Origin of the sequence: Paraburkholderia sp. Ac-20336 (assembly GCF_017105025.1) — a bacterium.
GTDB lineage: Bacteria > Pseudomonadota > Gammaproteobacteria > Burkholderiales > Burkholderiaceae > Paraburkholderia.
Genome location: NZ_JAAGPS010000003.1, coordinates 172,508 through 188,555, shown reverse-complemented (window position 1 = coordinate 188,555; position 16,048 = coordinate 172,508). Strand labels below are relative to the sequence as shown.

Genomic DNA, 16,048 nt, shown 5'->3' with positions numbered 1-16,048 from the left:
CTGAAGCGTCATCGCCTGGAACGCGCCGGCCCGCACCGAACCGGTCATTCTGCTCCGCCTCCACCCGCACACGCGAAATCGTCCCCCGGCCCCGCATCGCGAAACGCGCATCACTCGCCCGAGGTTGCACCCCTCGCTTCGCGAAAGGTTGCGCCTGCGCACAACCGGCCATTTCTGTCCAGATCATCGGGTCGCCGCCCTCACGGCCGTTTTTACGCTTTCGCTACAAAATCGACTGGACGTGTAGACGACTAGATTACATTTCACCTGCAATTCAGTTCAATATATGGATTTATTCACATTGTCACTATCGACAAATCAACAATAATGCTTATTTATCCAATAAATATTTCGCAAATAGAAATAATCGTTGACAGGCTTTAAATACAAGGATTTAGGTCGTTTGTCAGCTTTTTACGACATTCTTTTTTTTCCTGTTCTTACCGATTGGACCCGTGAGCTATTCTGCTTTCCGCAACAACGAACAATCATCTGCGTGGAGAATTTGGATGAAACGAATCGCACTGTCGACTCTCTCGCTGACGCTGCTCGGCGTCACCGGAATGGCTCACGCTCAAAGCAGCGTGACTCTTTATGGCCTGATCGATGAATCGGTCCAATACGTGAACAACGCAACGCCGCACGGCGGCAGCGTGGTCAAGCTGTTCCAGGGCAATCTGCAAGGTAGCCGTTTTGGCCTGAAAGGCTCGGAAGACCTCGGCGGCGGCCTGAAGGCAATCTTCCAGTTGGAAAACGGCTTTGATGTGAACACCGGCGCACTGTCGTCGAGCGGCACGATTTTCAATCGCCAGTCTTTCGTCGGTCTGTCGGGCGACAACTGGGGCACGCTGACGGCCGGCCGTCAGTACGATCCGCTGGTCGACATGATCCAGCCGCTCACGGGCGACGGCTACTTCGGCAGTACGTTCGCGACGCCGGGTGACGTCGACAACAACGACAACAGCTTCCGCGTGAACAATTCGGTCAAGTACGTCTCGCCGGTATGGAGCGGCTTCCAGATCGAAGGCATGTACGCACTGGGCGGCGTCGCGGGTTCGACGGGTTCGGGCCAGACGTGGTCGGGCGCGGCAACCTATGCAACGGGTCCGTTCAGCGTCGCGGCCGGCTACCTGCATGCCAGCAACGCCAACTCGCTCGCTTCGCGTACCGCGGCAGGCGGCTGGGCAGGCACGGCAGGCGGCACGTTCGACTCCGCTTTCCCGGATAACGCCGGCATCAACAGCGCCTACGCGTTCTCGAAGGCAATCGGCATCGCTTCGGCAGCCGTGCAGTACGTGACGGGTCCGTTCACGGCCAACCTGAGCTACAGCAACGCGCAATACAAGCCGGACGCGAACTCGGGCTTCCAGACGACGCAGAAGTTCAACGTCGGCCGCGCTTACCTCGGCTACCAGGTCACGCCGGCAGCGCTGCTCGGTATCGGCTACGCGTACACGCGCGGCACCGGCGACGCAACCGCGACGTACAACCAGGTTTCGCTCGGCGGCAGCTACGCGCTGTCGAAGCGCACCGACCTGTACACGGTCGCCGCATGGCAACATGCGAGCGGCGACCAGCGCGATCCGGCCACCGGCGGCCTCGTGGCGGCAACGGCGTCGATCGGCTCGTACGGCAACCAGTCGAGCACCGACAACCAGGTCATGGTCAGCGTCGGTATCCGTCACAAGTTCTGATTGGACTTCTAACGGATTCGGTACGCGGCGCGCGAGCCGCGTACCCGAAAACGAAAGCCAGCCAAAGGCGATGCCGATGGCTGGCTTTTTTTCGTCCCGAGATCAGGCGGACCTAGCGCCGCTGCGACTTGCCTCGCTCGGCCTGCGCGAGCGTCTGCGCGGGCGTCGCCTCGCTTTCGTGCCCGATGCCGTCCGCGCCGACGGGCGCGCGATACCGCACGAGCGCCTGCTCCGATTGCGCCGCCGGCGCGCCGAGCGAGTCCTGCCAGTCCGGGTCGGGAATCTCGGCGAACACCTGACGCAGCCGCTCGCCCCACGTGCGGTGAATCATGTCGAAGTACGCGTTGTCGCGGTCGATCGACACGAAGCGCGTCACGCGCAGCGCGTCCTTTTCGTAGACGAGCAGATCGAGCGGCAGACCGACCGACAGGTTCGAGCGCAGCGTCGAGTCCATCGAGATCAGCGCGGACTTCGCGGCTTCGCCGAGCGGCGTGGACGGCGTCAGCACACGGTCGATGATCGGCTTGCCGTACTTCGCCTCGCCGATCTGGAAATACGGATTCACAGCCGATGCTTCGATGAAATTGCCGGCCGCGTAGATCATGAAAAGACGCATGCGGCTACCCGCGATCTGCCCGCCGAGAATGAAGCTGCAATTGAAGTCGACGCCGAACTTCTGCAACGCGTCGGCCTCGCGCTGATGCACGCGGCGCACCGCATGGCCGACCACGCGCGCCGCATCGGCCATCGTCGGCGCGTTCCAGAGCGTGGGTTGCGCGGCATCGCCGGCATCGGCGGGCTCGGACAGTTCGTGCAGCACCGCCTGCGTGAGCGACAGATTGCCGGCGCCGAGCAGCACGAGCAGACGTTCGCCGGGTTGCTCGAACACCGACATCTTGCGGGCGGTGCTGATGTGATCGACACCCGCATTGGTGCGCGTGTCCGACAGAAACACGAGGCCGTCGTTGACGGCCATCGCTACGCAATAGGTCATGAGGAATCCGCAAGAGGCAACTGAACGGCGCTATTGTAATGCGGCGCCGATGTACCTCTTATCGGTGTTGACAGCCTTTTTGCATCTCGCTGACGAAAAACTGTCAGCGACGTGCAGGCACGATGAACGAACAACCGGCGTGCACGCGAACCCCGTCTTCACGCGTGCAGCGATACGCCGGTTCGTCACCGAAACTCCACGAGATTGCAATCACTGCGCCATCTGCGCGCTGACCGTCACCGACACATCGAGCTTCTCTTCGAGTCCGCCGATACGCCGGCCGCGCACCGGGGCCGCCGCTTCGTAATCGCGCGCGACCGCGAGCCGGCAGTAGCGCTCGCTCGCAAACGCGGCATGCGTGACGTCGATGGAAACCCAGCCCGTGCCGTCGAGCCACACGTCGACCCATGCATGACTCGCCGAATGCGGCACGTCGCCGGGCTCGATATAGCCGCTCACGTAACGCGCCGGCACGCCGCGCGCGCGGCAGCATGCGAGCATCAGATGCGCGTGGTCCTGGCATACGCCGTTGCCGAGCGCCAGCGCTTCGGCGGCCGTGCTGCTGACCTCGGTAATGCCGGCGCGGTATTTCACGCGCTCGACGATCTGCCCGGACAGCGCGATCAGCCCCGCCGGACTCGCGAGACCCGGCACCGTCGCCGCGAGTTCGCGGATCGCCGCATCGGCTTCGGTCAGGCGCGTCGCGCAGGTGAAATGTTCGAGCGGAATCGGGCCGGGCGGATCGCGCAGCACGCCGTCGGCGAGCGGCACCGTTTCCACCTCGCCCGTCACGCGCAAATGAATCTCGCTGTGCGGCTTGTTGATGACCAGCGTATGCAGCACGTTGCCGTACGCGTCGAGCGCGGCGTCGAGCTTGCCGGGCGCGTCGATGCTCCAGCGCCGCACGGTCTGCGAGGCGCCGCTCGCGGGCGTGAGGCGCAACTGCTGGATCGAATAATGAACCGTCGCTTCGTAGCGATAGGACGTGTCGTGGCGGATCGTCAGGTACATGGGAAAACTCCGTCAGGCGACCGGCAGCATCAGATAGGTACGTGCCACCAGATTGCCGAGCTCGAATACGCGCGCGAGGAACTGCGTCAGATAGGCGTGCAGGCCGGTTTCGAAAATCTGCCGGATGTCGGCATACAGCAACTCGGCACGCAGCTTGCCGGCAAAACGTTCGCACAGGTTCGAGCCCGAGGTGCGCAGCATCGCGAGATTCGAACAGACGCCGTCGAGCGAAGCGAGCAGCGAGCGCGGCATCTGCTGGTTCAGGATCATCAGTTCGACCACGCGCGCGGGCGTCACGACGTCGCGATACACCTTGCGATAGATTTCGAGCGCCGATACCGAACTGAGGATCGAAGTCCAGTAATAGAAGTCTTCGAGCTGGCGCGCGGCGTCGCGCGAATTCGGCTCGACGTTGGCAAAACGCACGTCGAGAATCCGCGCGGTGTTGTCGGCACGCTCCAGATACGTGCCGAGCTGCGTGAAGAAGAACGCGTCGTCCTGCAGCGCGGTGCCAATCGTCACGCCGCGCGACAGATGCGAGCGGAACTTGACCCATTCGAACAGCGCGCCCGGATTGCTCGCGGCCTGGCCGCTCGAAAGCCGCTCGCTGAATTCGAGCCACGTATCGTTGATGGTCTCCCACCATTCGGTCGTGAGCGTGCCGCGCACGGCTCGCGCGTTTTCGCGCGCGGCCTGCAGGCACGAATGAATACTCGACAGATTGCCCGCATCGGCAATCATGAAGTCGAGCACGTGCTCGCGCGTCGCTTCCTCGTGGCGTTGCGCGAAGACGCTTTCGAGTTCGGAGATGCGCAGCACCGAACGCTGCGCGCGGGCCTCCTGTTCGGGCGTTTGCGGCAAAAGCTGCGCCTTCAGGTTGATATCGAGCATGCGGGCGGTGTTCTCCGCGCGCTCCATATAGCGGGCCATCCAGAAAAGGTGATCGGCGGTTCGGCTAAGCATGACGGCGTTCCATATCTGAGAGCTGATTACGCGGGGCCTTCGTCAGCAGCGAAGGTCCGCGCTGGTTATCCGTAAGCGCCGGCGGCGCGCTGCGTACCGCTACCGGTGCGTCGGGCTGCATGCGCGGCGCCGTTTCAGGCCTTGATACAAGGCATAAACGGGCACGACGGCAGCCGCGTCAGTCGACCATCCACGTATCTTTGGTCCCGCCTCCCTGCGAAGAATTGACGACGAGCGAGCCCTCCTGCAACGCGACGCGCGTGAGACCGCCCGCCACCATCGTGGTGGTCTTGCCGGACAGCACGAAGGGCCGCAGGTCGATATGGCGCGGCGCGATGCCCGCTTCGACGAAGGTCGGACAGGCGGACAGCGCAAGCGTGGGCTGTGCGATATAGCCGGCCGGCCGCGCGATCAGACGCTCGCGGAACGCCTCGACTTCGGCATGCGTCGAGGCGGGGCCGACCAGCATCCCGTAGCCGCCCGCGCCGTGCACTTCCTTCACCACGAGTTCGGGCAGATGCGCGAGCGTGTAGGCCAGATCGTCGGGCTTGCGGCACTGGAACGTCGGCACGTTGTTGAGGATCGGCTTCTCGCCGAGGTAGAACCCGATCATCTCGGGCACGTAGGGGTAGATCGATTTGTCGTCGGCGATGCCGGTGCCCATCGCGTTCGCGAGCGCGACGCGGCCCGCGCGATACGCGTTCAGGAGACCTGGCACGCCGAGCACCGAATCGGGGCGAAACGCGAGCGGATCGAGAAAGTCGTCGTCGACGCGCCGGTAGATCACGTCGACGCGCTTCGGCCCCTGCGTCGTGCGCATGAACACGTAGTTGTCGTCGACGAAGAGATCCTTGCCCTCGACGAGTTCGACGCCCATCTGCTGCGCGAGAAACGTATGTTCGAAATAGGCGGAGTTGTACATGCCCGGCGTGAGCACGACGACGACCGGCTCGTCGACACCTTCGGGCGCCACCGAGCGCAACGTGTCGAGCAGCAGATCGGGATAGTGCGCGACCGGCGCGATGCGGTTCTGCACGAACAGCTCGGGAAACAGCCGCATCATCATCTTGCGGTTTTCGAGCATATAGGAAACGCCCGACGGCACCCGCAGATTGTCTTCGAGCACGTAGAACTCGCCTTCGTCGCCGGCACGCACCACATCGACGCCGGCGATATGCGCGTAAACACCGAGCGGCACGTCGACGCCCTGCATCTCCGGACGATACTGCGCATTGGTATAGACCTGCTCGGCCGGCACGATGCCCGCGCGCACGATGTTGCGATCGTGATAGACGTCGTGGATGAACAGGTTGAGCGCCTGCACGCGCTGACGCAAGCCGGCTTCGAGCGTCTGCCATTCGCCGCGCGGAATGATGCGCGGGATCAGATCGAACGGAATCAGCCGCTCCGTACCGGACAGATCGCCGTTCACCGCGAAGGTGATGCCGACGCGCCGGAACAGCAGGTCGGCTTCGGCACGCTTGCGCGCGATCGCCTCGTCGCCCTGCCGCGCCAGCCAGCGCTCGAAGCGCGCGTAATGCGGCCGTACGCCATCGTCCTGATGGCGCATCTCGTCATAGCATCGCATCTCAGCCCCACTCTTGTTGTCGGATAGAAGGCGAATGCGCTGCGCATTCGGTACTCGATACTCGATCAAGCAAGCGTTATGCCATTGGATTTACCGCGCCGAAGCATGCCTGCATGCACGCTAACGGCGCATCGCGATGGCATCGCGTCGCTGCTATCGTACTGCCGTGGATCATGATGCGCCACCACAGTGCGAGCACGCTATCAGGGTGCGCACTATGGCGCGCACGATAGTGTCTTGCGTGTTCACTACGTAGCGTGCGCATAAAAAATCCCCGTGGATTCGCATCCACGGGGATTCGGACTACCTGCCTGCAAGTACTCGAAGCGCGCTCGAACGTCGGGCCTGACTGCTTAAACCTCGACGCCGGAAAGCGCCCGCAGCACTTAAGCTTCAGGCTGCCGCTGCGTCCTTCAGCTTCTTCAGCGCGCGTGCCTTGATGCGCACGCTAGCCGGCTTGGCCGGAAACCAGCGCTCTTCGCCCGTGAACGGGTCTTTGCCGAAGCGCTTCTTCTTCGCCGGCACAGCCTGTACGACGATCTTCAACAGACCCGACAGCGTGAATTCGCCAGCGCCCTTCTTGTGCACCGAGCCGAGGATCGTGTCTTCGAGCGCGGCCAGCACGGCCTTGGCGGTCTTCGGTTCAACGGCTGCGCGTTCAGCAACGTGCGCTGCCAACGAGGCCTTCGTGAAGGTGTCCTTGATCGGCGACGGTGCGCCAGACGCCTTCACGGCGACCTTCTTGGCTGCGACGGCTTTCTTCGCAGGGGCTTTCTTTGCAGCAACCTTCTTGGTCGGTACCGGGGCAGCAGCCTTCTTGGCCACCTTTTTTGCGGAAGTCGGCATGTTTCTCCTACCTGTTGTGGTCAATTTGAATTGCACGAAGCGCACACGGTATGTGCACGCTTCAACGCCGGATTCTACAAGCGCTCAAGCGATTTGCGCGACACTTTTATGTATTGCGATGAAGGTTTGTTGCGCGGCGCTGACTGCGCGACGCGTTTTAGTGCCTGTTTTAGCGGCTAAAACGCGTTCGGCGGAGTCGTCGGGACGCATACGTAACGCTCGTTACAGTTCGTTTCGAGCGCGGTTTTGACGGGTTGCCGGAAGCCGTCGCGGACTTTTCACCCCTTGAATCAGGGCACTTTCGTCATTTTTTGTTAAGAGCAGCGGTGTTTTCCCGATGCTTTGGCGAGGTTTTCACCGGGCTTGCGGCGCAATGCGGACCCGCGTCGCCAGCACCACGAGCGCCGCGCCGCTATGCGCGGCGGCGAGGTTCGCTTCAGAAGATCACGGAAACCGCGACCGCGAGCCAGATCGCGCTCACGCCCGCGAGAAACAGATGCCGCGCGATCCGCACGCGCGCGTCGCTGGTTTCGGGCTCGACGGGACTCGTCGCCATCCACGGAACGAGGCCGAGACACGCGAAGCCGAGCAGCGCGAACACGACGACCACGACGTCGGCCGCGCGCCAGGGGATCGGCTCATACATGCCCCAGTAGCCGAGAAAGACGATACCGATCGAGAACACGGTTGCTGAAGCGGCACTGAGCGCGGGCACCGATCCGGTGGGAGTCGGCATGCTTCACCTCCGAACGTCTGGTTGCGACGGCGTGGCCGCGCCGCACTTGCGTGCCGCGCGGGTCCCGTCAGGAAGTGCGGGCCTGGCGCGTCTCGTACGTCTTCAGATGACTATAGGCGATACGCAGCAGCGACAAACCGTGCTCGCCCTTCTGCGCGTCGCCGCCGCGCGAGATCAGGTCGCCGAGAATGTGATCCGCCTCGGTGTGCGAGTGGTTTTCGACGTCGCGCAGCATCGACGCGGTCAGCGGCGAGGGCGTCAACAGCGTTTGCGTCGCGCGCGCGTCGAAGTCCGCGGCCATCGTGAAGCCGTTGTGCTCGGCCACCGCGCGGCATTCGCCGAGCAGGTTCTCGATCAGCCGCTTGCCGTCGGGCGCAGCCAGAATATCGCCGACGGAACCGCGCATCAAGCAGGTGCTGCCCGCGAGCGTGGCCAGGAACACCCACTTTTCCCACATGCGCAGCAGGATGTTGTCGCTGACCGAGACGTCGAAGCTCGCGCTGCTCATCGCGTCGGCAATCGCCTGCACACGCTCGGACGTGCCGCCCGGCACTTCGCCGAACGTGACCGCCTGCATGTCGTTCAGATGCACGATGTGCTGCGCGGCGTCGAGCGTCGCGGCAATCACGCATTGGCCGCCGAGCACGCGTTCCTTGCCGAATCTGGCGGTCAGCACGTCAATATGGCGCATGCCGTTGAGCATCGGCAGGATCACCGTCGATTCGCCGACGAGCGGGGCGAACGAGTCGATTGCGTCATCGAGGCTATAGGCTTTGCAACTAAGCAGCACGAGATCGAACGGTTCGGCCGCGACGCCGGCGAGAATCGTCTGCACGTCGCGCAGCACGAGGTCGCCGCGCGAACTCCTGATGACGAGCCCTTCGCTGCGCAGCTTGTCGGCACGGCCCGCGCGCACGAGAAAAGTCACGTCCTGCCCCGCCGCCGCGAGACGGCCGCCAAAGTATCCACCGACCGCGCCTGCCCCAACTACCAGAATTCGCATCTTTAGCCTCTTGAAAGATTTCGCTCATGCTGCCCGATCGCGCGGATTACATCGCTCGTGGTGCTTAGGTGCCGCTCATGTGCCGCGGCTTTGGCGCACACTGCGATGCCGCACGGACGGCGCGTGTGCAGGAATGTAGCAAAGATTGTGAATCGCTTCTCGCCGCGCGGGCATGGGTGTTTGTGCTGCGATGCAGCGTCGGCGTCGCTTCGATGATTTTATGGGTGGGCGGGTTGATTCATGGGCGGGGCGAGGATGTTTGCTTAGGCGGCATTCTTGCTCGCACGGCATGCTTCATGTTTGAGACGGCGCACAAACATCCGGCGCACTGCCTTTTATGATCACAACCCTGAGCGGGATGTACGCCAGCGAAAACACACCGTATGAATAATTCACCCGTACCGGGTCACACGTCGACAGACATTGCCTGCTGAGAGGCAACGAGCTTCGGTGGCGGATCGCATTTACAGATGCATAGATCATCGCTCAGTGCTGTGCGGCGTCCAGCCGGACCCGGCATCGTGAGACGAGGACCATCGCATTTGATCCTGCCCGTTGAATTGCAGGCGGGACAGGCAATGTCATCGCCTTCGTGTGCGACACGCCGACTACCGAATGACAAGGAAGTCGGGGACGCATGAACCGTTCCGGATGCCGTCGTGTAATCACCGTCCAGGATTAGATATCGCTTCACAATCTGCTTGCCTGTTATTGGAACATCACGCCTGATCGATGTATGCGACCAGTTCCCATGCTACTTTTGCGACTTGCTGACGCGCACCCATCATGCGGTCGAGGAACGCAAGCGCGCGCGGTTCGCGTACGACAAGCGACGGTAGCGTATCGCCCTTCAGGAAACGCCGCTGCGCATCTCCCGCCTGACCTGTTTCGAGTTTTGCATGCCACACACCATCTTCGGGGCAGATATCGCCCGTGCTAGCGAGAGTACCGATAGGCGTACGGGTCATTGCGAAGTTCGAAGATTCGTCTGCCTGTGATGTCTTTTCCGATAAACCTGATAGCGGCAGGCCCGTTGCCGGATCGAGATGCTTTGCTTTTGCCAGTTGGTCAATAAGTTCGCCGGATGGCTTCTGTGGCGGTACTGCTGCGTCCTGTTCCTTTTGCCACTGGAAAGTACCGTCCCACGGCGGGAGCTTCGCGGGCGGCAACGGAACGATCCTGTCGATGTCCGGCACCTTAGGATTACGACCATCGTTGCTGTCGAGGAATTTGCCGATCAAGCCATAGCGGCGAGTACGTTCTGCGTCAGGCTCAACGCCGATAGCATAGAGTTCATTCTTTCCGGACTTCGCATCAAAGGCATACTGAAGCAGAAACGCCGACTGACTACTACCCGCCTTCGCACTACTTTGGAAAGCCTTAGCTGCTTCGGCAAATTTTCGATCGAGCTGAAATGCCACACCGAGATCGTTACCTGCAGCAGCATATCCTTGATCTGATGCACATCGAAACATTTGAAGTGCGATATCCGGCGCCATGTCAGCGGGATTAAGTAAATTCGCGACGTAATATTGGGCATCTGGATTTCCCAAGTCTGCAGCTTTACGCATGTAGCGTCTTGCTGCGTCTTCGTCTCGTTGGAGACCATAGCCATTTAGCAGATAGTGCGCGATGTCGTAGTAGCCACTTGGCACGCCTGCCTTGACAAGCTGCTCAGCCAGATCGACGCTTTCCTTTTCAGGGTCGGGCGACGACGCCGATCCTGACGAAATCAGGATTTGCAGATTGTGGTTCGCTTTGTAGTGTCCATACGCGGCTGCAATTCGGTAGTAGCGCGCCACATCGTTGAAATCCTTCGGCCCATCCTTCTTCTCAAGATATCGCCCGTACTGGAAAAGTTTCTCCGATTCGGGATCGAGCAGCGGCAGATGATCGGCTTCGTGCGTACACGTAAAGGCAAGTTTGAGGCGTACTGCGCTAACGTCAGGCAACTGGGTCATGTGATTCTCGTTCTTCGAACAGGCAGATAGCAGACATACAATAGACAAGGCAATGAGTGATCTACGCATGATCAATCCAACGTGCTCCGTTTTGTCGTATCGGTTCGAAACTTGATCAAAGATGCCAAAGGCGCCTGTTTCTTGCTGTCCATCCGTTTTTTGTTGCTTGTGACGATCCCACTCCACGCCTTGAACGCCTCCTCAATATTGTCACCGACAGCCTGAGCATTGTTTGCGGCCGAGTCCGGCAGCCCGCCTTGAGAACTGGCAGCGCCGTTCCTTGTGTGAATAGCCCACAACCGCTTCCGGAGCGTCTTCGTTACATCGCCATGCTCATGGCAAATGTTCAATTCACTGTCGACTTCCATACTGCGTGTGTTGACGTTTGCCGAGCCATGCGTGAGGAACACATCGTCGATAATCATGATCTTGCTATGTACATAAGTATTCATCCAGTTTCCCGCCTGGGAGTCCGGTGCGACCAGAGTGCAGATCAACGTTTTCAACCCCGGAATATCACTGGGAATGATCTGCCCTTTGTTATTGTCGGTAATCTTGCTGTTCACGGCATCCAGTTTCTTCTGCAGGTCTTTCTTACGTGCCTCGCTCTGGGCAAAAAACGGCGCGTTCTGTGCGCTTGTTCCGGTGCCATATACTCTCACCGTCTGCTCGCTATCGTCGATACCGTCAATTTTGGACTGGAGAGTGCTTCGCTGGTTTTGCAGTGCGTCGCCGCGCTCCGCCCTCGTCACATTTGGCATCGTATCCGCATGTCCAAGTGACTCCATCATGCGATAAGTCGAAACCTGCCCGTTCTCCAGCGCGTCATCGCTGGAGTTGGTCACGACAAACAAATAAACCGTTCCATCCTTGCCGGTGTCACGCCCCCAAGCCAGTTGTTTATTGACGGCAGCCTTGATGTGATCGACCAGCGGTGGCCAACGGAAATACTGGTTCTCGATGTATATGAAGCGGGATACGTTGTTCGTCACCTGCTTATACATCGACCGGATGTCCCGGCGATTCTCAGCTTTTTGCGACTGCGTGCGTAGAATTTGCGCCATGAGAGGTGTCCCCCTCTCATGGCGCACGGCAAGTCGCGTCGCCAGCGCCTTGCGCGGTGTGGTCAAGTCGACCTTCGTAGTGTGCTGCCACGCACGGCAGAAGTTCACATTCAGATGTTCGAGAATCGGGCCAGTAACGCACGCGGACATGTCCTGTCTCGGCGTCGCGCCATTGCGCCCGAAGCGCGGATGCATCCGGGCAAATGAATGCCTGTCATCGTCCCAATAAGCGTCGAGCGTGTTGTGCCCCATCACGAAGCCCACGGCGTGTTCCGGTGCTTCGTAGTCCACCATTACCATTTTCTGGTGATGTGACGGTTCGCCACCGAAGCCGACCGTGACCGCTTCCTCGTTGAGGCTTTTGTCATCGCGGAACCGAGATTCCCGCCACATGATCTCCCATCGATCTTTCAAGGAGAAATCCCGCGTCTGCATCTCGATGCCAGGGAGCCCCTGCAATGCTACCAGCTGGCTTGGCTCAGGAGGCGGCAATCCTGCCGTGTGCCGTGCCCGCAATTCCGCGGCCTGCCGGTTTCTGACGTTTTCCCATTGAGGCCCAACACCCGGAGCGGTCGCATGTCGATACCACTCCCGATCGTATTCCCGCTCCGTATTGTTCTCGTTCTGCGTGAAAAGGTGCCTCCACCAGGTCAAACCTGGAGTCGAATTCTCGGACATCTGCGCAATGCCGAGGGAATCCGCCCAGCACAGAATTCGGACCCGCACGCCTTGCAGCCCCTTCGTGATAAGCAGATCACCGATATTCATCGATGCACCGCGGTCACCACGCCTGAAATACATCGAAGGCTGAAAGCCCCAGCAGATGATATCGACACTGAATCTCGCTGCGTTAATAGCATCGTAAACGGCACCGAATGCCTCCTCACCGTTTACTAGCGGCTTGTAGGAGCACGGTAGCGGGTGAAACTCGACGGGCCGGTTCTCGTCAGTAAAGTCCACGAACCAGGGTGAACATACATCTGCGGTTGATGTCCGGTTCTGTGCAAGCGGTGTTGTGATCGGCGCGCCGGTCATGCATCTTCTCCCGATGGCGGATTGAGCAAGTCGCTGTAACGTTGTCGATGCTGGGCGCGATCGCCGGGTGAGGTCACATCCGGCGCACTGCCATTCGCGTGAAACTGGAATCCCTGATTCGCAAGTGCCCCATTGACAGCATCCCGATACTCGCCCGGCACCGGTATCTCATGCTTGACACCACTCGCCAGTTCTAGCGTGTACTTCTGCGTCGTTACATGGTGATCGATCGGTAACTGGCCTGTATTGTCGAACACGCCCTGCTTGACCAATGCGCCATCTGCAAACAGCTTGTACGGCATGCCTGCGGGAGCGACATTTGTCGCAGATGGCGAAGCGAAGGTATTCAACGTCAGCTGCCGCGTCGGCATATCCTTGAACGCCGGGTTCGTCACATCCATGCGCGTCGGCCCGCTGAACGGGAAGTTTGCCCCCTTGAAGTCGATCGTCCCCGGCGCGTGAATCTCGATGTTGCCGTCCTTGAGGCGAATATATGCGCCCCCGGACGTCAGCAGAATTTCCTGCTGCGCAGCGGCCTGAACCCTCTCCGTCACCGAGGCCAGCAACAGCGACTTCTGCGCGGTCAGCTCGACATTGTCTGCATGTGCCTGCACCTCGACCTTCCCCTTCGCCGCGAACAGCTTTATCCCCGCGTTCTGCACGAATAGGCTCAGTTTGTTGGTGATGCTTGCGACGAGCGATTTGCCCGTCGCAATATGCATGCTCTGGCCGCTCACCAGATTGATGTGCTGATCCGTTGCAACATGTGCCGACTTCTGCGTCGACAGCGCAATGCCTGCAGGGGCGGCGAACAGCATGACGGGCTGTGAGAACGCATTCGCATTACCAGTGCCGCCCCCTGCCGTACTGCCCCCACCGCCTGTCGAGCCCGTCGCGCTATGCTGGGTGGCCTCCGTAAAGGTCTTCAGCGTATCGTGTCCGTCCTTCAGGCTTTCCGCTCGTGACATTTCGCTCGCTCGCGAGGCTGCTTCGAGCACCCCTTGCGAACCGGTGAGCTGATTGCCGGCCATGCGCGCATCGAGCGGCTGGCTCGTCGTCGAATGTGTCGATACATACAGACCTCGGCCCGCACGCAATGCGCCGTATGCCTCCGAACTCAGATCGAACCCGCTGCCGAGAAAGTTGCCGCGCGTGTTACCGGTATGATCGATCAGATAGCCGAGGTGCAACTGCGCGTTGGTGCTGGAACTGTAGAGCTGGACACGGTTCTGGCCGGTTGAGTCGTCCATCACTATCTGGTTGAACCCGTTGCCCGAGAACTCCTTTGAGCGGAATCCCGAGAGCAATCCGTTCGAGTGCCACTGCGGTTTGGCCGCGCCGTTGTACACACGGTGCAGCGCGATCGGCCGGTCGATGTCGTTGCCGATATGGCCGATCAGCAGTTCCTCACCCGCGCGCGGCATGTGCACGCCGCCATAACCATTGCCTGTATCGGACTGCGCAACGCGCACCCAGCAGGATGCTCGCTCATCTCCCTCGTTAAGCCGGTCCCACACGAACAACACCTTGATCCGATTAAGCCCGTCGGTATACGCCTCCTGCCCCTGCGGACCGGCAACGATCGCCGATTCCAGCTTCGCTTCAGGCTTGCGGTGTTCGAACGGGCTGCGGTACGGCACGCTCGTACGCTGTGCTTCGATATAAATCCGGTAGAACCCTGTCGAGCCGTCTGCGTGTGCGACGTTGAACAGCTTGCCGGTATCATCGGCTCGCGCCTGCGCCAGCTGGTTACTCAGACTATGCGGATAATTCGCTTCGTGTCCGGAGATCGGGAGATTGTTCTCGATGGTCCACTCGACCTCAATGGCCGCAAACTCGCGTTGATCGCCAGCATCCTGGTCGTGCAAGGGATGGCCCGCGATCGTGAAGCGCCGCCCCGCATCGATCGCGCGCAGGCCGCCAACGCCGTGGAACCGCTTGGCCTGCGACTCCCATTCCTCCATCCGGATTTTCGACAGATGGTCGCCGCGCTCCTGTTTCGAGTAGGTGTAGCCGCCCGTGTATTCATAGACTTCGGCTTGCCCAGGCAGCGCGCCCTGGTTGGCTATCGTCGGAGTTGTCGTGGCCTTCGGATTGAACGGCGTCGGCGGATTCTTGTAGTCGAACGTGCGCGTCGACAGCAGTGCGGACTGCAACGTCCGCGTTCCCGACCACTGCATCAACGCATCGGCCTCGCTGTTTACGCCCGCACGATAGAAACCAACCCTCTCCGGCGAGAGTGATGCAAGCGTCTGGAGGTTATCGGTAATTACCAGCGTGTGCGATTTGCCGTCGTCCGCCTGCTGCCATATGCCATACAGCCCCTCCGACTCCAGGAGCCGGTGCACGAAGTTCCAGTCAGTGTCGTCCTGCCGGCAGTACGAGCGCTCGGGCAGCGGCTTCGACAGCACGAAGCGGTACATGCCGTGCGCCTGCGGGTGCTGGTTGAACACGTCTGAGACGATCGCATCGACGCTTTTGTCCTGCCAGTGCTTCTGATCGCGGCGAAACCGCAGGAAGTGCATCCATGAGGAAAACGCCAGTTGATAGCTGGTAAGACTGCCTTCGCTCCCCAGTCGGCGCGCCATGTGCACGTAGCCGTGGTGCGGGAGGTACGAACCGTCTGTCTGCTGGATCCACAGCGTGATGCCCTGCGCAATCAGCGTCTTGAGCTGAACATCGGCCAACGTGGAAACGCAGTCGAGCATAAACAGGTAATCGCGGCCAATCCGCGAACGCCCCGTTACCCGATGTGGCAGCAGTACGTCATTGCCTGCCGGCGTATCCAGTTTCAGAAGACGGTCCTGCTGCGACAGGCCGCCTGTTATCACCCCGGTTAAATCCTGTGCATTCATGACGCTCTTTATCTGATTATCCGTTCACCTCGCGCGATTTTACGTATGACGATTATGTGAATGCAATCGAATAATCTTCGGGAATTGTAAAATTGGGCAGCCAATTGCCCCAGACTGCTGCCGGTCAGATTCATGCTGACCACTGCCGATAAAACACTATGCCCATCAGTATATTCATTTTGCATACGTCGTGATTCACATACACTGGGATGGAAACAGCGTAGAAACCTGCGATACGCGCAACGTAAGCTCGCGTCTATCTCCTGATACAACAGGCCTTCGACGAACGAATATAGCC

Annotated in this window: 12 protein-coding genes; 1 reads left to right on the top strand and 11 read right to left on the bottom strand. The window is 60.4% G+C overall.

Annotated elements, in window-relative coordinates; translation table 11 throughout:
* The first annotated feature begins 509 nt into the window (after positions 1–509).
* On the top strand, positions 510–1,694 hold the full coding sequence (locus GXB81_RS03400) for a porin (RefSeq protein WP_167044500.1): 1,185 nt from the start codon (positions 510–512) through the stop codon (positions 1,692–1,694).
* A 112-nt stretch (positions 1,695–1,806) separates the two neighbouring features.
* On the opposite strand, the gene GXB81_RS03395 is transcribed toward GXB81_RS03400, so the two are convergent.
* From GXB81_RS03395 to GXB81_RS03345, 11 genes are all read right to left on the bottom strand, one after another.
* Positions 1,807–2,688: a proteasome-type protease gene (locus GXB81_RS03395; protein WP_167282037.1), complete on the bottom strand. Its 882-nt coding sequence runs from the start codon at positions 2,686–2,688 to the stop codon at positions 1,807–1,809.
* 210 nt (positions 2,689–2,898) lie between these two features.
* A complete protein-coding gene (locus GXB81_RS03390; protein WP_167044506.1) occupies positions 2,899–3,699 on the bottom strand; it encodes a transglutaminase family protein in 801 nt (266 codons plus the stop codon).
* Positions 3,700–3,711: 12 nt separating this feature from the next.
* Positions 3,712–4,662 (bottom strand): alpha-E domain-containing protein, encoded by a 951-nt coding sequence (locus GXB81_RS03385; protein ID WP_167282035.1) that lies wholly within the window; start codon positions 4,660–4,662, stop codon positions 3,712–3,714.
* Between the two features lie 178 nt (positions 4,663–4,840).
* Positions 4,841–6,250 carry a circularly permuted type 2 ATP-grasp protein gene (locus tag GXB81_RS03380; RefSeq protein ID WP_167282033.1) on the bottom strand — a complete coding sequence of 470 codons (1,410 nt, stop codon included), beginning with the start codon at positions 6,248–6,250 and terminating at the stop codon, positions 4,841–4,843.
* Positions 6,251–6,643: 393 nt separating this feature from the next.
* The gene (locus GXB81_RS03375) at positions 6,644–7,096 is read right to left on the bottom strand and encodes an HU family DNA-binding protein (RefSeq protein ID WP_167044883.1); all 453 of its coding nucleotides are present in this window, start codon (positions 7,094–7,096) and stop codon (positions 6,644–6,646) included.
* A 436-nt stretch (positions 7,097–7,532) separates the two neighbouring features.
* Positions 7,533–7,832 carry a hypothetical protein gene (locus tag GXB81_RS03370; protein ID WP_167044513.1) on the bottom strand — a complete coding sequence of 100 codons (300 nt, stop codon included), beginning with the start codon at positions 7,830–7,832 and terminating at the stop codon, positions 7,533–7,535.
* Between the two features lie 67 nt (positions 7,833–7,899).
* Positions 7,900–8,835, bottom strand: a complete 936-nt coding sequence (gene panE / locus GXB81_RS03365; RefSeq protein WP_205988371.1) for a 2-dehydropantoate 2-reductase — start codon at positions 8,833–8,835, stop codon at positions 7,900–7,902.
* Positions 8,836–9,241: 406 nt separating this feature from the next.
* Positions 9,242–9,529: a PAAR domain-containing protein gene (locus GXB81_RS03360; RefSeq protein ID WP_167282027.1), complete on the bottom strand. Its 288-nt coding sequence runs from the start codon at positions 9,527–9,529 to the stop codon at positions 9,242–9,244.
* 25 nt (positions 9,530–9,554) lie between these two features.
* A complete protein-coding gene (locus GXB81_RS03355; RefSeq protein ID WP_240159084.1) occupies positions 9,555–10,865 on the bottom strand; it encodes a sel1 repeat family protein in 1,311 nt (436 codons plus the stop codon).
* Positions 10,866–10,867: 2 nt separating this feature from the next.
* On the bottom strand, positions 10,868–12,895 hold the full coding sequence (locus GXB81_RS03350) for a phospholipase D-like domain-containing protein (protein WP_167282023.1): 2,028 nt from the start codon (positions 12,893–12,895) through the stop codon (positions 10,868–10,870).
* Entirely contained in the window at positions 12,892–15,750 is a 2,859-nt protein-coding gene (locus GXB81_RS03345) for a type VI secretion system Vgr family protein (RefSeq protein WP_205988370.1), read from the bottom strand. The genes GXB81_RS03350 and GXB81_RS03345 overlap by 4 nt, the downstream gene beginning before the upstream one ends.
* Positions 15,751–16,048 lie beyond the last annotated feature (298 nt).